This window comes from Streptomyces sp. 2P-4 (genome assembly GCF_030167965.1).
In the GTDB taxonomy this organism is placed as follows: domain Bacteria; phylum Actinomycetota; class Actinomycetes; order Streptomycetales; family Streptomycetaceae; genus Streptomyces; species Streptomyces globosus_A.
This window is the reverse complement of record NZ_CP095011.1, coordinates 3,643,051-3,661,279: the sequence shown is the minus strand read 5'-3', so window position 1 is coordinate 3,661,279 and position 18,229 is coordinate 3,643,051. Positions and strand designations below refer to the sequence as shown.

Sequence of the window (18,229 nt, the reverse complement as noted above, 5' to 3'; positions counted from 1 at the left end):
GTCCCAGGCCCCTTCTCACGTCTGGGTGAGCGCCCACACGCCGACGGCGAAGCACAGCAGCGCGGCCGCCAGGAGGGCCGCGGCGGCCGCCTTCGACGGCGGGGCGACGCGGCCGCGGCCGGCCGGCCCGGGCAGGGCGGTCGCCGCCGCCACCGCGGCCGGCTCCGGCCGGGCGGGCTGCGGTACGGGGTGGGCCGGCGGGGCCAGGTGGAAGCTGCCCGTCGCGGAGGAGCCGGGGTGCGCGGGCGCCGCGGCGGCCGGGGCGGGCGCGGGAGCCGGCTGCGCCGCGGGTGTCCACGCCGGTGCGGCCGCGGCCGCCCGCGGGTCCGTACGCGTCGGCTCGCCGGCCCCCGCGCCGGCCGTCGGCACACCGCCCGGCGGCGAGGGAGCCGCCGCAGGGCCGGCCGCGGCCGCCGCCCCCGCCGCCTTCCGCGGGTCCGGGCCGCCGCCCGCGGCGCCGCTCTCGGGGCCCTGCGGGCCGAAACCCGGCGGCAGCGGGCCCAGTTGGTCGAAGACCTCCACGTCGGCCGCTTCCGGCGGGTCCGCCGGCAGCAGCTCCACGGCCTCGGCAAGGGCCCTGCGGACGCCCGTGGCGGTCTTGAAACGGCTCTGCGGGTCGGGCTGGAGGAGGTTCGCGACGACGTCCCACAGCGGGGCGGGCACGCCCTCGGGGGCGCCCGGGGTGCCGTGGGCGCGGAAGTGCTCCACCAGGGCGCGGGAGTCGGGCCGGGCGCCCTGGAGCAGGTACAGCGCGACGAGCCCGACGGCGAACAGGTCCGCGGGGAAGTCGGGTTCGGCGCCGAGGAGTTGCTCGGGCGCGAAGTAGCCGGGGGTGCCCACCACGTAGTCGGTCTCGGTGAGGCGGGGCTCGCCCTTGCGCATCGAGATGCCGAAGTCGGAGAGCCGGAGGTGCGGCCGGCCGGTCCCGGTCGCCTCCAGCAGGATGTTGGCGGGCTTGATGTCGCGGTGGACGACGCCCTCCGCGTGCACCGCGGCCAGCCCCGCGAGGAGCTGGTCGAGGAGCGTGCACACGAAGCGCGGCGGCAGCGGCCCGTAGTCGCCGATCAGGTGGGCGAGCGAGCCGCCCCCGACCAGGTCCATCGTGAAGAGGACCTTGTCGTCGTCCGCCGCCCAGCTGGCCGGCGCCAGCACGTTCGGGTGGTCGATCCGCAGGGCCTGCTCGCGCACGAAGCGCAGCAGGGTGTGGGCGTCGCCCTGCTGGAGGACCTTGGCGGCGACGTACCGGCGCCGCCGCTGGTCCCAGGCCCGCCAGACGGCGCCCATGCCGCCGCGGCCGATCGGGTCGACCAGCTCGTACCGGCCGGCGAAGACCTCACCCATGGCTGTGCATCCCCCGTTGTGGTGTCCGTCCGCGCCCGGCGGCGTCAGTTCTGGTGCGCCTCGTAGTGCGCGACGGCGTCCGCCGTGCGGCCGGCGCCGTACACCCGGAGGAACTCGGCGAGCTCCGGGTGGCTGGGCGCGAGGCTGTTCGCGGCGTCGAGTATGTCGCCGGCTGCGGAGACCGACCGCAGCAGGGACTGGATCTCGCGGACGACGCGCTTGACCGTCGGGGCGCCCGAACCGGTGCTGTTCTGGGTGCTGCTGCTGAGGACGGAGCCGCCCTGGGTCCGCTTGATCTCGTCCATGCGGTCGGTGGCCTCGGCGGCGCTGACGCTGCCGTCCGAGACCTGGGCCGCGAGGTCCTGGAGCGCCTGCACCCGCTGCACCACCGCGGGGTTGCCGATCTTGGCGCGCTGGCCGCTCATCAGCTGGGACAGCATGGGTGCCGACAGGCCGAGGACGGCGGCGAGGCGGGCCTGGTTCAGCCCGAGGTCGTCTATGAGCCGGCGGAAGAGGGCACCGAGGGGCTCGCCGTACCAGCTGCGCTGGAGTTCCCTGGCTCTGGCCGTGGCCTCTTGCTGAACTGCATCCACTCTTCCTACTCCCCTTCGCTGGTGCGAACCTCGCCGAGCATCTTACGGAGAGTGGTCGCGCGAGGGGAGTCCCTATCATTTTGCGGGATGCGGCCGAGAACCCGGTACTCTGTTGTGCGGAACGGCCACTCCTCTGCCGGGGGATGGTCGCGTCCGCGTTCCGGGGCTTTAGCTCAGTTGGTAGAGCGCTGCCTTTGCAAGGCAGATGTCAGGAGTTCGAATCTCCTAAGCTCCACCGGAAGAGAGGCCCCTGGCCTGCGAACATGCAGGCCAGGGGCCTTTTTTGCATGTGCGCGGCCATGCTCGCGGGCCTACGCTGGGCGGGGGGCGTTCCCCTGCGGAGGTGACGAGATGGCCCGGTTCCGCAAGGCGGCCGCCGTACTGGCCGCCGGCTGCTCGGCCGCGCTGCTGACGGGCCTCGCCCCGGCCGGCAACGGCATCGAGGACGAGAGCGCCCGCGCGATCGTCGACAAGGCCCGGACGGAGCTGGCGGAGGCGCGCTCCGTGCACATGGTGGCGCACGCCGCCGGGGAGGAGGGGGAGGCCGCCCTCGACCTCCGCTTCGACGTGGACGGCAACTGCGCCGGGTCGGTGTCCCTGCCGCGCGGCGGCGGCCGCGCCGAGATCGTCAAGCGGGGCCAGGACATCTGGGTGAAGCCGGACGGGGCCTTCCTCCGGTCGCAGGTCCCCGCGCCCGCCGCGGACGGCGCCGCCGCCCTGATCGGCGACCGCTGGCTGCACGGCACGTCCGGCGACGCCCTGCTGCGCAAGCTCACCGACGTCTGCGACCTGAAGGACTTCCAGCGGGCCTACGCCTCGCACCTGGCCACCGGGGACCTGAGCAAGGGCGGCCGCGCGACCGTCGGCGGCAGCCCGGCGGTCACCGTCACCGCCACCCGCGGCGGCGACACGGTCACCTTCTACGTGGCGACCGAGGGCGAGCCCCGCCTGCTGCGCCTCGAAGGCCGCGAGGACGGGCGGAGCGCGCGGGCCGACTTCCTCGACTACGGCGCCCCGGTGCCGGCCCGCACGCCGCCGCCGGAGCAGTCGGTGGACATCTCCGGGCTCCGGTAGCCGCTGTTCCGGGGCGCCGGACGTCCCCCGGACGGGTCGGCCGCGGGGCCCGCGGGAGCGACCTGGCGGACAGTGGGACAGCAGGCACCGAGCCGGGGGGCGAGACCACGCCGGAGGCGCATGACATGGGACTCTTCGACTTCCTGAGATCCGAGAAGAGGAAACAGGCCGCTGCCCGGAAGGCCGCCGGGCAGGCCTCCGCCGACTACGCGGCGACCTACACCGACGCGGTCAACGCGACGCGCGCCGCCGCCGAGCGGATGGCCGCGGCGGCCCCGCCCAAGGCCGCCCCCGGCCCGCCGAGGGCCGCGGCCCCGCGCCGCCCCGCCGCGGCGGGCCGGCCGCCGCACACGCCGACGCCGTCCTCGGCCGCGCACAAGGCCGTCCCGGCGGCCCCCGACGCGCCCGTGCCCGGGGCCGGGGCGGGGGCCGCCAGGCGCACGTACACGGTCCGCAAGGGCGACACGCTGATGCTGATCGCCCGCCGGGAGCTGGGGAACGAGGCCCGCTGGCGGGAGCTGTACGCCGTGAACCGCGGGGTCATCGGCACCGACCCGCACCAGGTCCACCCCGGCCAGGTGCTCACCCTGCCGGGCTGAGCCTTCGGGGAACGCGCGGGGCCCGGATCCACCGGATCCGGGCCCCGCGCGGTTCGGCCTGCGGAACTGCTCACTCCTCCTCGGTCGCCTCGCGCTCCTTCTCGGCGAGCTCGTCGTCGAAGCTCGCCGGGGCGTCCCGGCGGGAGGACAGCTCGGTCGCGGCGGGCGGCTCGACCAGCCAGTCGGGGCTCGACTGGCGGTCCCACCAGCGCCATGCGGCGTACGCGGCGCCGGCCACGGCCGCGGCCACCGCGAGGCCCTTGAGGACGTGCCCGGCGCGGGCCCGTCGCTCGTGGCGCCTGATCAGCCGCTGCACCTCCTGCGCCGACACCTGGCCGCGCAGCGCGGCGATCGCCGCCACGGACCGGGAGGCGGCCTCCTCGGCCACGGGGCGGCCCGCCGCGATGGCGTGCTCCAGCCGCGGGCCCGCGTAGTCGGCGGCCTGCCGGGCGGCGCGGCGCGTCTCGTGCACGGCCTGGACGGCGGCCCGGTCGACGTTCGGCGGCACATGCGTGCGCGCGGCCTTCAGCCGCGGGTGCAGATGGCACTCGTACGCCGTGCGCGCCTGCCGCGAGGCCTGGTGGGCCGTCTGGGCCACCAGCGGCGCGAGCCGGTCGTTCGCCTCGTGCGCGTAGTGGACCGCCGCCTCCTTGGCGGTCTCTGCGTACGGCGCCACCACTTCCGCTGCGTGCCTCATGGTGTCCCGGGCGCTGTCGGCGCACAGGCGCACGCTGTCCTTGCGGGTCACGTGATCCTCCTCATCGGTGGCGGACACAGTTCACCTTTCCACCCTTTGTCGGATCATGCCTGGGTTGGGGGCGGGCGGCATGCACGACAGGGCATCCGGGTGGGCGATTTCCGCTCCGTACCGCCCTCCGTGGGAGGATCGGGAACCGACAGTGCCGACTAGGAAGGCGGACCCGTGGCCGACAAGCTCTACGCCACCCTGAAGACCAACCACGGCGACATCGAGGTCGAGCTGCTGGAGAACTTCGCCCCGAAGACCGTGCGGAACTTCGTGGAGCTGGCCACCGGCGCGCGCGAGTGGACCCGCCCCACCGACGGCCAGAAGACGACGGACCCGCTGTACGACGGCACCGTCTTCCACCGGGTCATCAGCGGCTTCATGATCCAGGGCGGCGACCCGCTGGGGAACGGCACCGGCGGCCCCGGCTACCAGTTCGCCGACGAGTTCCACCCCGACCTGGCCTTCACCAAGCCGTACCTGCTGGCCATGGCCAACGCGGGGCCGGGCACCAACGGCTCGCAGTTCTTCATCACCGTCGCCCCCACCGCGTGGCTGACGCGCAAGCACACCATCTTCGGGGAGGTGACGGGCGCGGCCGGCCGGAAGGTCGTCGACGCCATCGCCGGGCTGCCGACGAACCCCCGGACCGAGCGGCCGCTGGAGGACGTCGTCATCCAGTCCGTGGCGGTCGAGCGGCGCTGACGCCGGGCCGGGAACCTTCCGCCCCGCCCGTCCGTCCTGAGGGCATACCGGACCGGCGGGGCGCGCCGTGCCCCGCCGCTGATCGAGGGGACCGATGGACACCGACCGTCTGCCGGGCTGCTACCGCCACCCGGACCGCGACACGGCCATCCGCTGCACCCGCTGCGAGCGGCCCATCTGCCCGGACTGCATGATCAGCGCAGCCGTCGGCTTCCAGTGCCCCGACTGCGTCCGCGGCGGCTCCGGTACGGGGCACCGGCCGGCGGCGAACGCCCCGCGGACGCTGGCGGGGGGCCGGGTCGAGTCCGACCCCCACCTCGTCACCAAGGTCCTCATCGGGCTGAACGCCGCCGTGTTCCTCGCCGCCCTGGCCGTGCCCGGCCTGGCCGTGCAGCTGGAGCTGCTCGGGCTGTACGTGCAGTTCTGGGGCGCTCCCGTGCAGGGCGTGGCCACCGGGGAGTACCACCGGCTGCTGACCTCGGTGTTCCTGCACGTGGAGTGGTGGCACATCGCGGGCAACATGCTCGCCCTGTGGTTCCTCGGCAGCCCGCTGGAGGCCGTGCTCGGCCGGGCCCGCTTCCTCGCCCTCTACCTGCTGTCCGGGCTGGGCGGGAGCGCCGTGGTGTACCTGCTGACGCCGCCGAACACGCCGACGCTCGGCGCCTCGGGCGCGGTGTTCGGGCTGCTGGGGGCGACGGTGGTGCTGGTGCGGCGCACGCGCCAGGAGATGCGCCCGGTCGTGGTCATGCTCGCGCTGATGCTGGTGCTGACCTTCGCGCCGTACGGGGGCGGGCTGGAGGTGTCCTGGCAGGCGCACGTGGGAGGCCTGGTCACGGGCCTGCTGCTCGGGGCGGCCATGATCCGGCCCGCTGCCGGGGGAAAGCGGCCGCTCATCCAGTGGGGTGCCTGCGCGGTGGTGTTCCTGCTGGTCACGGCGGTGGTGCTGGTCCGGACGGCGGCACTCACCTGATCACACCGGCGTCAACCCTCCACAAGGTTATCCACAGATCTTCTGTCTTTTCCTCAGGTGTGGATGACGCTGTGGATAACTCATGGGGAGAACTTGCGGGCCGGGCGGCCGGTGTGCTCAGCCGCCCGGGCCCCGCGACCTGCCTACTTCCACTGCGTGGAGACGCCGAATCCGGCCGCGATGAACCCGAATCCGACCACGATGTTCCAGTTGCCGAGGGATTCGATCGGCAGCTGGGTCTCGCTCACGTAGAAGACGACGATCCAGGCGAGGCCGATCAGGAAGAACGCCAGCATGACCGGGGCGACCCAGCTCCGGTTCGTCAGCTTGATCGGCTGCGCCTTCACGGGCGGCGGGGTGAACTCGTCCTTCTTGCGGATACGTGACTTCGGCACGAGGGGCTCTCCTGTCGATGCGCTGGGGACCTGCCTGCCCCGGGCGTCCGTTAGCGTAGTGGACCTGTGGCGTTGAAGGAGAAGGGTACGTTGAGCGATTCCGCCGACTCCTCCGCGGGTCCCCGTCGCCGGTTCCGGGCGGTCCGGCTGCTCACGGCCGCCGTCTTCGCCCTGGCGGGGCTGCTCTTCGTCACCAGCTTCAACACCTCCAAGGGTACGAACATCCGCACGGACGCCTCGCTCCTGCGGCTCACCGACCTCATCCACGAGCGCAGCCAGAACAACGCGCTGCTGGAGCAGTCCACCGCGGCCGCCCGCGGCCGCGTCGAGGCCCTCGCCGACCGCGACGACGGCAGCACCCGCGCCGAGGACGCCAGGCTGGCCGCCCTGCGCGCCACCGCAGGCCTGGAGCCGCTGGCCGGCAAGGGCCTCACCGTCACCCTCAACGACGCCCCGCCGAACGCCACCGCCCGCATCCCGAACATCCCCGAGCCGCAGCCCAACGACCTGGTCATCCACCAGCAGGACCTCCAGGCCGTCGTGAACGCCCTGTGGCAGGGCGGCGCCCAGGGCATCCAGGTCATGGACCAGCGGCTGATCTCCACCAGCGCGGTGCGCTGCGTCGGCAACACCCTGATCCTCCAGGGCCGCGTCTACTCGCCGCCCTACAAGGTGAGCGCCGTCGGCGACCCCGCCGCGCTGCGCCGGGCGCTCGCCGCCTCCCCGGCGCTGCAGAACTACCAGATGTACGTCGCCGCGTACGGGCTCGGCTGGAAGGTCGACGAGCACAAGGAGCTGAAGCTCCCCGGCTACGCCGGCACCGTCGACCTGCACCACGCCAAGCCGGCCGACGGCCCCTCCGCGCCGGGCACGCCCTGACCCGCCGGGGGACCGCCCCGCCGGTCCCGTCCGGGGTTCGGGCAGGCGGCCCTCCCCGGAGCCCCGCTGGCTTTACCCTGTGTGCGTACCGCCCACGCGGTGCGAGAGCGAAAGGGACGCGGACGGGATGTACGGCTGGATCTGGCGGCACCTGCCGGGCAACGCGTGGGTGCGCGCGCTGATCTCCCTCGTACTCGTCCTCGGCGTGGTCTACGTGCTGTTCCAGTACGTCTTCCCGTGGGCCGAGCCGCTCCTTCCGTTCAACGACGTAACGGTGGACGAGGGATCGGGAGCCACTCCGTGAGCGCGCGCATTCTGGTCGTGGACAACTACGACAGCTTTGTCTTCAACCTGGTCCAGTACCTGTACCAGCTCGGCGCCGAGTGCGAGGTGCTGCGCAACGACGAGGTCGCCCCCGCCCACGCCCAGGACGGCTTCGACGGCGTGCTCCTCTCCCCGGGGCCGGGCACTCCCGAGGAGGCGGGCGTCTGCGTCGACATGGTCCGCCACTGCGCCGCCGCCGGCGTCCCCGTCTTCGGCGTCTGCCTCGGCATGCAGTCCATGGCCGTCGCGTACGGCGGCGTCGTCGGCCGCGCGCCCGAGCTGCTGCACGGCAAGACCTCCCCGGTGGTCCACGAGGGGCTCGGGGTCTTCCGCGGGCTCCCCTCGCCCTTCACCGCGACCCGCTACCACTCGCTGGCGGCCGAGCCGCAGACCCTGCCGGACGCGCTGGAGGTCACCGCGCGGACCGAGGACGGGATCATCATGGGTTTGCGGCACCGCGAGCACGATGTCGAGGGCGTCCAGTTCCACCCCGAGTCGGTGCTCACCGAGTGGGGCCACCGGATGCTCGCCAACTGGCTCGTCCGCTGCGGCGACGAGGGCGCCGTCGAGCGCTCGGCGGGGCTGGCCCCGGTGGTGGGCAAGGCCGTCGCGTGACCTCGCTCGCGCCGTCCGCCCCCGCAGAGGGCCGGGCCGCGCGGCGCAGGGCCGCCCAGCAGGCCGCCAGACGGGCCCGCAGGCGCGGGGGCGGGCGGCGGCGCAAGCGGCCCGCCTCGGGCGGCCCTGTGGTCGTCCTGAGCCGTCTGGCGGGCGAACTGCTGATCACCACGGGAGTGGTGATGCTGCTGTTTGTCGCCTACCAGCTCTGGTACACCAACGTGCTCGCGCAGCGCACGGCCGACGGGGCCGCCGGCTCGCTGCGCCAGACCTGGGAGCGGCTGCCGCAGGGGGACGCCGCCCCGCCCCCGGCGGCCTTCGAGCCGGGCCAGGGCTTCGCGATCCTCCACATCCCGAAACTGGACGTGAAGGTGCCCGTGGCCGAGGGCACCAGCAAGGCAAAGGTGCTCGACCGCGGCATGGTCGGGCACTACGCGGACGGGGCGCTGAAGACGGCGATGCCCTCGGACAAGCAGGGCAACTTCGCGGTGGCGGGCCACCGCAACACCCACGGCGAGCCGTTCCGCTTCATCAACCGGCTGGTGCCGGGCGACCCGATCGTGGTCGAGACCCGGGACGCGTACTACACGTACGAGATGGCCTCGGTGCTGCCGCAGACGCCGCCGACCAACGTGTCCGTCCTCGAACCGGTGCCGAAGGGCTCCGGGTTCACGGCGCCGGGCCGGTACATCACGCTGACGACCTGCACGCCCGAGTTCACCAGCACCTACCGCCTGATCGTATGGGGCAGGATGGTCGAAGAACGCCCCCGCGGCCAGGGCGCTCCGCCCGCGCTGGCCGCCCGCTGAGCCCGCAGCGGCTCTCCCGCCCGAAGGACGAACCGCAGTGCCCCCTACCGCGCCGCCCCGGAACCGCAGTCTGCTCGCCGGGTTCCTGAGCCTGCTGGGCGAGTTCCTGATCACGGTCGGCCTGGTGCTCGGCCTGTTCGTGGCGTACTCGCTGTGGTGGACCAACGTCCTCGCCGACCGGCAGGCCTCCTCCCGCGGCGACGAGATCCGCCGCCAGTGGCTGAGCGCCCCCGCCGCCGGCGCCCCCGCCGAGCCCGGCGCGCTGGACACGCAGGGCGGCGCCGGCTTCCTGCACGTGCCGGCGATGGGCGGCGGCGAGGTGCTCGTCAAGCGGGGCACGTCGCCCGAGGTGCTGAACCACGGCGTCGCCGGCTACTACACGGAGCCGGTGAAGTCGGCGCTGCCCTGGGAGGCCTCGGGGAACTTCGCGCTGGCGGCGCACCGCGACGGGCACGGCGCCAAGTTCCACGACATCCACAGGATCCGCAGGGGCGACGCGATCGTCTTCGAGACGCGGGACACCTGGTACGTCTACAAGGTCTTCGCGGAACTGCGCCAGACCTCCAAGTACAACGTCGACGTGATCTCCCCCGTGCCCAAGGAGTCGGGCAAGACCGCCCCGGGCCGCTACATCACCCTGACGACCTGCACCCCCGTCTACACCTCGAAGTACCGCTACGTGGTGTGGGGCGAGCTGGTGCGCACCGAGAAGGTCGACGCGAAGCGGACGCCGCCGGCCGAGCTGCGCTGACGCGGCCGCCGGCCGGCGCGCACGGAAGAGGCCCGGCCCTCCCGCGGGGGGGCCGGGCCTCTTCGGGGGCCGGGTGCCGGTCAGCGGCCGCCGGTCAGGCCTCCGAAGAAGCCGCCGCCCTGCTGGTTGCCGCCGGGCATGGTGAACAGGTTCACCGTGGCGCCGGTCTGGACGGGCGAGCCGGCGTTCGGGTCGGAGCCGACGACCTGCGCCTTGTCGTCCGTCGGACCGGACAGCACCCGGCCGAAGGTCAGTCCCCGCGCCGCGAGTTCTTGCTTGGCCTGTTCGAGGGTCCGTCCGGCGAGGTTCGGGACCTGGGTCGGCTGTGCTCCTTTGCTGATCTGCACGTTGACCGTCGTCCCCGGGGCCAGCTGCTCCCCGGCCGGGTACTGCTGCTGGACGATGGTCTTCGGCGCGGCGCCCGGCGAGTCGACCTCGGTCGTGCTGCCCAGCTTCAGCTTGGCGGCGTTGAGCAGCTTGGTCGCTTCCTCGCGGGTCTTGCCCATGATGTTCGGCATCTCGGACTTCGCCGGCTCCTTCGCCACCGTCAGGGTGACCGTCGAGCCCTGCTGGGCCTGCGCGCCGGGCTTCGGGCTCTGCTCCAGGACGGTGCCGGGGGTCCGCTCGGACTCCTGGAGCTTCTTCTCGACCTGGAACTTCTTGTCCCTGAGCGCCTTCTCCGCCTCCTCGAACGGCATGTTGAGGACGTCGGGCAGGGACTGGAGCGGAGCGCCCGCGGAGATCGTCAGCTTGACCACGGTGCCCTCGTCGACACGGGTGTCGGGCGCCGGGTCCTGCTTGCAGACGTTGCCCTTGGGCTGGTCCGCACAGGGTTCGTCGCCCGCCTTCTCCACCTTGAGGCCGACGTTGTCGGCGCTGCGCTGCGCCGCGTCGAAGGTCTGGCCGACCAGCTTGGGCACGGCGGGCCGGTTGTCGACCCCGCCGCTGAAGAGGGAGCGGCCGATCAGGGTCGCCCCGACCAGCACCAGTATTCCCGCCGTGACCAGCAGGATGGTCGAGGCCCGGCTCTTCTTCTGCTGCCGGCCGCGGCCGTGCCCCTGGTCGTAGCCGGGGCCCTGGTCCGGGTAGTAGCCGCCGTCGCCGCCCGGGGGCATCGGCGGCATCATCGACGTCTGGCCGGCGTCGGCCGGGCGCATGGCGGTGGTCGGCTGGTCGTAGCCCTGCGGACCGTACGCGTGGTTCGGGTCGGGGTAGCCGTAGCCGGCCGCGCCCATCGTCGCGGCGGCGGCGACCGGCTGGCCCTCCAGGCAGGCCTCGATGTCGGCGCGCATCTCGTCGGCCGACTGGTAGCGGTAGTCGGGGTCCTTGACGAGCGCCTTCAGCACGATCGCGTCCATCTCGGGCGTGATCTCGGGGTCGAAGTTCGACGGCGGCTGGGGCTCTTCGCGGACGTGCTGGTAGGCGACCGCCACGGGCGAGTCGCCGATGAACGGGGGCCGCACGCACAGCAGCTCGTACAGCAGGCAGCCCGCGGAGTAGAGGTCGGAGCGCGCGTCGACCTGCTCGCCCTTGGCCTGCTCCGGGGAGAGGTACTGGGCGGTGCCGATGACGGCCGCGGTCTGGGTCATGGTCATGCCCGAGTCGCCCATGGCGCGGGCGATGCCGAAGTCCATGACCTTGACCTGGCCGGTCCGGGTGAGCATGACGTTGGCGGGCTTGATGTCGCGGTGGACGATGCCGGCGCGGTGCGAGTACTCCAGTGCCTGGAGGATGCCGATCGTCATCTCCAGCGTGCGCTCGGGCAGCAGCTTGCGGCCGGAGTGCAGGAGCTCGCGCAGGGTCGAGCCGTCGACGTACTCCATCACGATGTACGGGATGGAGATGTTGTCGACGTAGTCCTCGCCGGTGTCGTAGACCGCGACGATCGCCGGGTGGTTGAGCGAGGCTGCCGACTGGGCCTCGCGCCGGAACCGGGCCTGGAAGGACGGGTCTCGGGCCAGGTCGGCGCGCAGGGTCTTGACGGCGACGGTACGGCCGAGCCGGGTGTCGTGGGCGAGGTAGACCTCGGCCATGCCACCGCGGCCGAGCACGTGGCTCAGCTCGTACCGGCCGCCGAGGCGACGCGGCTCTTCCATAACGTTCCAGCCCTCTCCGTCAGTCCCGACCGCACCCGTGTGTGGTCCGGCGGTGTGCTGTCCGCGCAAAGGCTACCGGCCGATCGTCGGTGATCGGTTGGCGGCCACAGCCTGATACCGGACCGGTACAGTGCGCTCGCCCGGCGGCGCCGCCGGCGGTCCGGTCCCCCGCGGCGGCCCTCGCGCCCCGCCGCGGTCGTTCCATTGTCCGTGCCGTCCGCCGGTGCACCGCGTCCGTCAGATCTTGCTCTTCAGGACCGCGTCCATGACGGCCTTGGCGACCGGGGCGGCCAGGCCGCCGCCGCTGATGTCCTCGCGGTCGGCATTGCTGTCCTCGATGACGACGGCGACGGCGACCGGGGAGGTTCCGTCCGGGTTCTGGACGTAGGAGATGAACCAGGCGTAGGGGCGCTTCTTGTTGCCCTCGCCGTGCTGCGCGGTGCCGGTCTTGCCGCCGACCGTGACGCCCTTGATCTTCGCGGGCTTTCCGGTGCCGTTCTCGACGACGTCGACCATCGTCTGCTGGATCTTCTGCGCGTTCGCGGCGGAGAGCGGGCGGCTCATCTCCTGCGGCTCGTGCTTCTCGACCACGTCGAGGTTGGGCGCGGTCAGCTGGTCGACCATGTACGGCTTCATCAGCTTGCCGTCGTTGGCGATGGCGGCGGTCACCATGGCCATCTGCAGCGGGGTGGCCGCGGTGTTGAACTGGCCGATGGAGCTCTGGGCGTTGCCGTCGCGGTTCATCGTCTTGTCGTAGACGCTCGCGAAGGCGCGGACCGGGGTGTCGATCTTGTCGTTGTTGAAGCCGAACTTCTCGGCCGTCTCGACCATGTTGTCGCGGCCGACCTTGTCGCCGAGGTTGGCGAAGACCGAGTTGCAGGAGACCCGCATCGCCGCGAGGAGGCTGGCCTTCTCGCAGCCCTGGGCGTGGTTGACCATCGGGGTCCGGGTGCCCGGCAGGATGTACGGCTCCGGGGTGTCCGTCGGCTCGTTGACGTCCTTCACGACGCCGTGCTCCAGCGCGGCGGCCGCGGTGACGACCTTGAACGTGGAGCCGGGCGGGTACGTCTCGCGCAGGGCGCGGTTGACGAGCTTCTTGTCCTCGCCGTCCTTCAGCTCGACCCAGGCCTTCTCGTCCGCCTTGGAGTTGCCCGCGAAGCTGCCGGGGTCGTACGACGGGGTGCTGACCAGGGCCAGGATCGCGCCGGTGCGCGGGTCGATGGCCGCGACCGCGCCCTTGTTGTTGCCGAGCGCCTTGAAGGCGGCTTCCTGCACGTCCGGCATGAGCGTGGTGACGACGTTGCCGCCGGCCTTCTTCTCGCCGGTGAACATGCCGATGGTGCGGTCGAAGAACAGCCGGTCGTCGTTGCCCGTGAGGATCTTGTCCTCCAGGGCCTCCAGCTGCGTGGACCCGAAGGCCTGCGAGGCGTAGCCGGTGACCGGCGCCCACAGCTCGCCGTTGACGTAGGTCCGCTTGTACTTGTAGTCGCTGCCGTCGGTGGCCGTCGAGCCGGTGATGGCCTGACCGCCCTTGACGATGATGTTGCCGCGCTGGATCGCGTACTGGGCGATCTGGACCCGGCGGTTCTCCTTGCGGGTGCTGAGCTCCTCGGCCTGCACGTACTGCAGCCAGTTCGTGCGCACGAGCAGGGCGAGGACCAGCAGTCCGCAGAAGATCGAGATGCGGCGCAGCGGCTTGTTCATGACGGGCGGACCACCTGGGTCATCTCGGAGTCGGGGGACGGCGCGGGGGCGGGCGCGGGGCGGCGCGCGGTGTCGCTGATCCGGATGAGGATGCCGATCAGAGCCCAGTTGGCGAGGACGGACGAACCGCCGGACGCGAGGAAGGGCATCGTCATACCGGTCAGCGGGATGAGTCCCATGACGCCGCCTGCGACCACGAAGATCTGGAGCGAGAAGGCTCCGGACAGGCCGATGGCGAAGAGCTTGCCGAACGGGTCGCGGGCGGCCAGCGCGGTGCGCACACCGCGCTCGATGATCAGGCCGTAGAGCAGGAGGAAGGCCATCACACCGGAGAGCCCGAGCTCCTCGCCGACCGTGGAGAAGATGAAGTCGGAGTTCGCGGCGAAGCCGATGAGGTCCGAGTTGCCCTGGCCCCAGCCGGTGCCGAGGACGCCGCCGGAGCCGAAGCTCATGATCGACTGGCCGACCTGCTCGCAGGCGCCCGAGGTGGTGTAGCAGCCGAAGGGGTCGAGCCAGGCGTTGACGCGGGCCTGGACGTGGCTGGCGAAGGTGCCGACGACGACGGCGCCGCCGACGCTCATCAGCAGGCCGATCACGATCCAGCTGGTCCGCTCGGTCGCCACGTACAGCATGATCACGAACATGCCGAAGAAGAGCAGCGAGGTGCCGAGGTCGTTCTCGAAGACGAGGATGAGCAGGCTCATCGCCCAGATCATCAGGATCGGGCCGAGGTCGCGGCCGCGCGGCAGGTACAGGCCCATGAAGCGGCGGGAGGCCAGGGCCAGGGCGTCGCGCTTGACCATGAGGTAGCCGGCGAAGAAGACCGCGATGACGATCTTGGCGAACTCGCCGGGCTGGATGGAGAAGCCGGCGACGCTGATCCAGATCTTCGCGCCGAAGACGTCCGCGCCGAGGCCCGGGATGACCGGCAGGATCAGCAGGACGAGCGCGGCCGCCATCGAGATGTACGTGAACCGCTGGAGCGTGCGGTGGTCCTTCAGGAGCATCAGCACCGCCGCGAACAGGGCGATGGCCACCGCGGTGTACATCATCTGGCGCGGCGCCGACTCCGAGAACGCGCCGAAGCTCCGCTTGGCCAGGTTCTGGAGCCGCTCCGACTGGTCGAGCCGCCAGATCAGCACGCAGCCGAGGCCGTTGAGCAGGGTGGCGATCGGCAGCAGCAGCGGGTCGGCGTACTTGGCGTAGCGGCGTACGACGAAGTGGGCGAGGCCTGCCAGGACGGCGAGGCCGCCCCCGTAGGCGAGCATGCCCGGGGGCAGCTCGCCGTGGATCGCGAGCCCCACGTTGGCGTAGGCGAAGATCGGGATGACCACGGCGAACACGAGCAGCATGAGCTCGGTGTTCCGCCGGCTCGGCAGCTCGATGGCACCGATGGTGGTCGTGTTGGTGACAACGCTCATGGTGTGGCAGGCCCCCTGTGCCCGCGTGGGTCTACTGCTTCTGGCACTGGCCGACCAGCTGCTGCTCCTCGGGAGTCAGGCTGGGACCGGGTGTCGGGCTGTTCTGCGCCTCGGCCTTGCGGCGCTCCTCTTCCTTCTTGCACGCGGCGACCTGGGTGCCGAGTTCATCGACCTTCTTGCGGGCCCCGTCGAGGCTGGCCTCGCCGATGGTGTCCTCCACCAGCTTCCGCTTGAAGGGCGGCAGGTACTTCAGTTCGATGTCGGGGCGGTCGGTCTCCACCTTGGAGAGCTCCAGCGGCCCCAGATTCTGGCTGATGCCGCGGAAGAGCGCCACGTGGTCGCCCTTGACGCCGATGTAGTACTGCGTCTGCGTCCAGCGGTGGGCCGCGTAGAGGCCGCCGCCGACGACGCCGGCGACGAGCAGCAGGAGCAGGGTGCGGGTGGTCCACTTGCGCCCTTTGCCGCGGCGCCTGCGGGGGTTGTCGTACCCGTCGTCGAAGGCGGCGCCGTCGTCGTAGGGCTCGGGGTCGCCGAAGCTGCCGTACCCGCCCCCGGACTGGCTCTGGTCGGGGTAGCCGTAGCCGGGGACGTCGCCGCTGCCGGGCGGCCCGAAGGCGCCGGCGGGCGGGGGCGCCTGCCGGCCGAGGCCGGCGGCGCGGCCCGCGGGGGTCTGCATGGCGCCGCCGTCGAAGAGCTGGTGCTGGTTCTCGGCGACCGCGCCGACGACGACCGGGGTGTCGTTCAGCTGGGCGGCGAGCGTGTCGCCGCTGTCGGTGTCGAGGACGTCGGCGACGATGCAGGTGATGTTGTCCGGTCCGCCGCCGCGCAGGGCGAGCTGGATCAGGGACTGCACCGTCTCGTGCGGGCCGTGGTAGTCGGCGAGGGTCTCCTCCAGGGTCTGGTGGGAGACGACGCCGGAGAGCCCGTCGGAGCAGATCAGGTAGCGGTCGCCGGCCCGGACCTCGCGGATCGACAGGTCGGGCTCGACGGTGTCGCCGCTGCCCAGGGCCCGCATGAGCAGCGAGCGCTGCGGGTGGGTGGTGGCTTCCTCTTCCGTGATGCGGCCCTCGTCGACGAGGCGCTGCACCCAGGTGTGGTCCTGTGTGATCTGCGTCAGGACGCCGTCGCGCAGCAGGTACGCGCGGGAGTCTCCGACGTGGACCAGGCCGAGCCGCTGGCCCGTCCACAGCAGGGCGGTCAGCGTGGTGCCCATGCCTTCGAGCTGGGCGTCCTCCTCGACCATGATGCGCAGCTGCTCGTTGGCGCGCTGCACGGCGGAGCCGAGGGAGGTGAGGATGTCGGAGCCCGGGACGTCGTCGTCGAGCTGCACGAGCGAGGAGATCACCTCGGAGCTGGCGACCTCGCCGGCGGCCTGGCCGCCCATGCCGTCGGCGACCGCGAGGAGGCGCGGGCCGGCGTACCCGGAGTCCTCGTTGCCCTCGCGGATCATGCCCTTGTGGGATCCGGCGGCGAACCGCAGGGACAGACTCATGTGCACCTGCCCTGTCGACGCCTCGTCGGGGTACAGCCGGTCTCGAGCCACACTGCCCACCCTCCGGTCGGGAGCGCGCTCGGGTCCGTGCCCCGGGCGGGACGGACTGCCGCGGCTCGCTCGCTCCGCTCGCTCATTCTCGTACTACTTCCGCAGCTCGATGACGGTCTTGCCGATGCGGATCGGGGCGCCCGGCGGGATGGGCGTCGGGGTGGTCAGCCGGGTCCGGTCGAGGTACGTGCCGTTCGTGGACCCGAGATCCTCGACGATCCACTGGCCGTCACGGTCGGGGTAGATCCTGGCATGGCGGCTGGAGGCGTAGTCGTCGTCCAGCACGATGGTGGAGTCGTGCGCCCGGCCCAGCGTGATCGTCTGGCCTGCCAGGGCGACCGTGGTGCCGGTCAGGGTGCCCTCGGAGACGACGAGCTTGGTGGGCGCGCCGCGGCGCTGGCGCTGCTGCGGGGGCCCGGCGGCCTGGCGGCCCGGCGCCTGCGGCGCGGAGCCGCTGCCGCGGCGCGAGCCGCGCTGCGTGACGCGCGTACCGAAGAGGTCGCTGCGGATGACCTGGACGGCCACGATGACGAACAGCCACAGAACGGCCAGGAAACCCAACCGCATGACCGTCAGGGTCAGCTCTGACATTGCCCCCGCTTCACCCTTCGGCTTGCCGGTAAATGATGGTGGTGCTGCCCACGACGATCCGCGAGCCGTCGCGGAGCGTAGCGCGGGTGGTGTGCTGCCCGTCCACCACGATGCCGTTGGTGGACCCGAGATCCTGGATCGTCGAGGGCGTTCCGGTCCGGATCTCGCAGTGCCGGCGCGAGACGCCGGGGTCGTCGATCCGCACGTCGGCCTCGGTGCTTCGGCCGAGTACGAGCGTCGGGCGGGAAATCTGGTGGCGGGTGCCGTTGATCTCGATCCAGTGGCGCCGCGGGCCGCCGCCGGGGGCGGCGGGCCCGGCCGGGGCGCCGGGCCGGTGGCCGGGGGCGCCCGGCGGCGGCCCGGCCGGCATGGGCGGCGCGGCGACCGGCGGGTAGCCGTAGCCGCCCGGCTGGTTCTGCGGGGCCTGGGGCTGCGAGGTGCTGGCGGCCAGGGTCCGGCTGCGGACCCGGTAGAGGCCGGTGTCCAGGTCCTCCGCCTTCTCCAGGTGGACCTTGATCGGGCCCATGAAGCTGTAGCGCTGCTGCTTGGCGTAGTCGCGGACCAGGCCCGCGAGCTCGTCGCCGAGCTGGCCCGAGTACGGGCTCAGGCGCTCGTAGTCGCCGGTGCTCAGCTCCACGATGAAGTCGTTGGGGACGACCGTCCGCTCGCGGTTCCAGATCGTGGCGTTGTTGTCGCACTCCCGCTGGAGGGCGCCGGCGATCTCGACGGGCTGGACCTCGGACTTGAAGACCTTGGCGAAGGTGCCGTTCACCAGACCTTCGAGTCGCTGCTCGAACCGCTTCAGAACTCCCATGGGGCACCTCCTCCGTCGCTGTCGCCCTGTACTGCTTACTGATCGTATCCACGCGTGGCGGATTCGGGTGGTTCCCCCTGGGACCTGTGCGGACGAGTGTTGGTCCTCACAAGGGATCGTAGGGGTGCGCAAGGGACAGTGTCCCGCACCCGGTGCGCTGTGCGGGAGGGGCGTTCCGGGTCGCCTCCCGGGTGCCCCCGGAAAGCGATGTGAATCCAGCCCCGATGACGTGCTAATGTTTCGACGTCGCCAGGGGGACG

General features: G+C 72.3%; 19 protein-coding genes and 1 tRNA gene. 10 read left to right on the top strand and 10 right to left on the bottom strand.

The genetic code is table 11. From position 1 onward, the window contains the following. Window positions 1-15: 15 nt before the first annotated feature. Both MUK52_RS16060 and MUK52_RS16055 read right to left on the bottom strand, forming a co-directional pair. The gene (locus tag MUK52_RS16060; protein WP_284577281.1) at window positions 16-1,341 is read right to left on the bottom strand and encodes a serine/threonine-protein kinase; all 1,326 of its coding nucleotides are present in this window, start codon (window positions 1,339-1,341) and stop codon (window positions 16-18) included. A gap of 44 nt (window positions 1,342-1,385) precedes the next feature. After that, complete coding sequence (locus tag MUK52_RS16055) at window positions 1,386-1,934, bottom strand: helix-turn-helix domain-containing protein (protein ID WP_114053269.1); 549 nt, start codon at window positions 1,932-1,934, stop codon at window positions 1,386-1,388. Between the two features lie 162 nt (window positions 1,935-2,096). On the opposite strand from MUK52_RS16055, the gene MUK52_RS16050 reads away from it, so the two are divergent. The 3 genes from MUK52_RS16050 to MUK52_RS16040 all read left to right on the top strand — a co-directional run bounded on the left by MUK52_RS16050 (window position 2,097) and on the right by MUK52_RS16040 (window position 3,607). Continuing rightward, window positions 2,097-2,169 (top strand) — tRNA-Ala (locus MUK52_RS16050). A 116-nt stretch (window positions 2,170-2,285) separates the two neighbouring features. Next, window positions 2,286-3,008, top strand: a complete 723-nt coding sequence (locus MUK52_RS16045; RefSeq protein ID WP_284577278.1) for a hypothetical protein — start codon at window positions 2,286-2,288, stop codon at window positions 3,006-3,008. A gap of 125 nt (window positions 3,009-3,133) precedes the next feature. Further along, window positions 3,134-3,607, top strand: coding sequence for a LysM peptidoglycan-binding domain-containing protein (locus MUK52_RS16040; RefSeq protein ID WP_284577276.1), 474 nt, complete (start codon window positions 3,134-3,136; stop codon window positions 3,605-3,607). A 70-nt stretch (window positions 3,608-3,677) separates the two neighbouring features. On the opposite strand, the gene MUK52_RS16035 is transcribed toward MUK52_RS16040, so the two are convergent. Continuing rightward, window positions 3,678-4,355, bottom strand: coding sequence for a DUF5324 family protein (locus MUK52_RS16035; RefSeq protein WP_114053272.1), 678 nt, complete (start codon window positions 4,353-4,355; stop codon window positions 3,678-3,680). Between the two features lie 174 nt (window positions 4,356-4,529). Here MUK52_RS16035 and MUK52_RS16030 point away from each other — a divergent pair, with 174 nt between their 5' ends. Both MUK52_RS16030 and MUK52_RS16025 read left to right on the top strand, forming a co-directional pair. Further along, window positions 4,530-5,057: a peptidylprolyl isomerase gene (locus tag MUK52_RS16030; protein ID WP_114053273.1), complete on the top strand. Its 528-nt coding sequence runs from the start codon at window positions 4,530-4,532 to the stop codon at window positions 5,055-5,057. Window positions 5,058-5,151: 94 nt separating this feature from the next. Beyond that, on the top strand, window positions 5,152-6,027 hold the full coding sequence (locus MUK52_RS16025) for a rhomboid family intramembrane serine protease (protein ID WP_284577272.1): 876 nt from the start codon (window positions 5,152-5,154) through the stop codon (window positions 6,025-6,027). A gap of 143 nt (window positions 6,028-6,170) precedes the next feature. Here the strand turns inward: MUK52_RS16025 and crgA are convergent, their stop codons facing one another. After that, window positions 6,171-6,422, bottom strand: a complete 252-nt coding sequence (gene crgA / locus MUK52_RS16020) for a cell division protein CrgA (RefSeq protein WP_114053275.1) — start codon at window positions 6,420-6,422, stop codon at window positions 6,171-6,173. A gap of 90 nt (window positions 6,423-6,512) precedes the next feature. Here crgA and MUK52_RS16015 point away from each other — a divergent pair, with 90 nt between their 5' ends. The 5 genes from MUK52_RS16015 (at window position 6,513) to MUK52_RS15995 (ending at window position 9,800) form a co-directional block, all read left to right on the top strand. Next, entirely contained in the window at window positions 6,513-7,301 is a 789-nt protein-coding gene (locus MUK52_RS16015) for a DUF881 domain-containing protein (protein WP_114053276.1), read from the top strand. Window positions 7,302-7,428: 127 nt separating this feature from the next. Continuing rightward, on the top strand, window positions 7,429-7,605 hold the full coding sequence (locus tag MUK52_RS16010; protein ID WP_174250323.1) for a hypothetical protein: 177 nt from the start codon (window positions 7,429-7,431) through the stop codon (window positions 7,603-7,605). Further along, complete coding sequence (locus MUK52_RS16005) at window positions 7,602-8,240, top strand: aminodeoxychorismate/anthranilate synthase component II (RefSeq protein ID WP_284577268.1); 639 nt, start codon at window positions 7,602-7,604, stop codon at window positions 8,238-8,240. Before MUK52_RS16010 ends, MUK52_RS16005 begins: the two co-directional genes overlap by 4 nt. Continuing rightward, the gene (locus MUK52_RS16000) at window positions 8,237-9,049 is read left to right on the top strand and encodes a class E sortase (protein ID WP_428985378.1); all 813 of its coding nucleotides are present in this window, start codon (window positions 8,237-8,239) and stop codon (window positions 9,047-9,049) included. Before MUK52_RS16005 ends, MUK52_RS16000 begins: the two co-directional genes overlap by 4 nt. Window positions 9,050-9,086: 37 nt before the next feature. Next, entirely contained in the window at window positions 9,087-9,800 is a 714-nt protein-coding gene (locus MUK52_RS15995; protein WP_114053278.1) for a class E sortase, read from the top strand. An 80-nt stretch (window positions 9,801-9,880) separates the two neighbouring features. Here MUK52_RS15995 and pknB read toward each other — a convergent pair whose 3' ends face one another. The 6 genes from pknB to MUK52_RS15965 form a co-directional block, all read right to left on the bottom strand. Then, on the bottom strand, window positions 9,881-11,896 hold the full coding sequence (gene pknB / locus MUK52_RS15990) for a Stk1 family PASTA domain-containing Ser/Thr kinase (protein ID WP_114053279.1): 2,016 nt from the start codon (window positions 11,894-11,896) through the stop codon (window positions 9,881-9,883). 237 nt (window positions 11,897-12,133) lie between these two features. Next, window positions 12,134-13,600, bottom strand: a complete 1,467-nt coding sequence (locus tag MUK52_RS15985; protein WP_284577266.1) for a peptidoglycan D,D-transpeptidase FtsI family protein — start codon at window positions 13,598-13,600, stop codon at window positions 12,134-12,136. Next, the gene (locus MUK52_RS15980) at window positions 13,597-15,021 is read right to left on the bottom strand and encodes an FtsW/RodA/SpoVE family cell cycle protein (RefSeq protein WP_114053281.1); all 1,425 of its coding nucleotides are present in this window, start codon (window positions 15,019-15,021) and stop codon (window positions 13,597-13,599) included. The genes MUK52_RS15985 and MUK52_RS15980 overlap by 4 nt, the downstream gene beginning before the upstream one ends. Window positions 15,022-15,052: 31 nt before the next feature. Next, window positions 15,053-16,513: a PP2C family protein-serine/threonine phosphatase gene (locus MUK52_RS15975; protein ID WP_114058353.1), complete on the bottom strand. Its 1,461-nt coding sequence runs from the start codon at window positions 16,511-16,513 to the stop codon at window positions 15,053-15,055. Window positions 16,514-16,657: 144 nt separating this feature from the next. After that, window positions 16,658-17,155 (bottom strand): FHA domain-containing protein FhaB/FipA, encoded by a 498-nt coding sequence (locus MUK52_RS15970; protein ID WP_114053282.1) that lies wholly within the window; start codon window positions 17,153-17,155, stop codon window positions 16,658-16,660. A gap of 10 nt (window positions 17,156-17,165) precedes the next feature. Then, window positions 17,166-17,969, bottom strand: coding sequence for an FHA domain-containing protein (locus MUK52_RS15965; RefSeq protein ID WP_114053283.1), 804 nt, complete (start codon window positions 17,967-17,969; stop codon window positions 17,166-17,168). Between the last annotated feature and the right edge of the window lie 260 nt (window positions 17,970-18,229).

What these genes read in the sequence shown, in the direction of transcription:
- MUK52_RS16060 (WP_284577281.1), bottom strand. Translation starts at nt 1,341, where the DNA reads ATGGGTGAGGTCTTCGCCGGCCGGTACGAGCTGGTCGACCCGATCGGC.
- MUK52_RS16045 (WP_284577278.1), top strand. Translation starts at nt 2,286, where the DNA reads ATGGCCCGGTTCCGCAAGGCGGCCGCCGTACTGGCCGCCGGCTGCTCG.
- MUK52_RS16040 (WP_284577276.1), top strand. Translation starts at nt 3,134, where the DNA reads ATGGGACTCTTCGACTTCCTGAGATCCGAGAAGAGGAAACAGGCCGCT.
- MUK52_RS16025 (WP_284577272.1), top strand. Translation starts at nt 5,152, where the DNA reads ATGGACACCGACCGTCTGCCGGGCTGCTACCGCCACCCGGACCGCGAC.
- MUK52_RS16010 (WP_174250323.1), top strand. Translation starts at nt 7,429, where the DNA reads ATGTACGGCTGGATCTGGCGGCACCTGCCGGGCAACGCGTGGGTGCGC.
- pknB (WP_114053279.1), bottom strand. Translation starts at nt 11,896, where the DNA reads ATGGAAGAGCCGCGTCGCCTCGGCGGCCGGTACGAGCTGAGCCACGTG.
- MUK52_RS15985 (WP_284577266.1), bottom strand. Translation starts at nt 13,600, where the DNA reads ATGAACAAGCCGCTGCGCCGCATCTCGATCTTCTGCGGACTGCTGGTC.
- MUK52_RS15980 (WP_114053281.1), bottom strand. Translation starts at nt 15,021, where the DNA reads ATGAGCGTTGTCACCAACACGACCACCATCGGTGCCATCGAGCTGCCG.
- MUK52_RS15975 (WP_114058353.1), bottom strand. Translation starts at nt 16,513, where the DNA reads ATGAGTCTGTCCCTGCGGTTCGCCGCCGGATCCCACAAGGGCATGATC.
- MUK52_RS15970 (WP_114053282.1), bottom strand. Translation starts at nt 17,155, where the DNA reads ATGTCAGAGCTGACCCTGACGGTCATGCGGTTGGGTTTCCTGGCCGTT.
- MUK52_RS15965 (WP_114053283.1), bottom strand. Translation starts at nt 17,969, where the DNA reads ATGGGAGTTCTGAAGCGGTTCGAGCAGCGACTCGAAGGTCTGGTGAAC.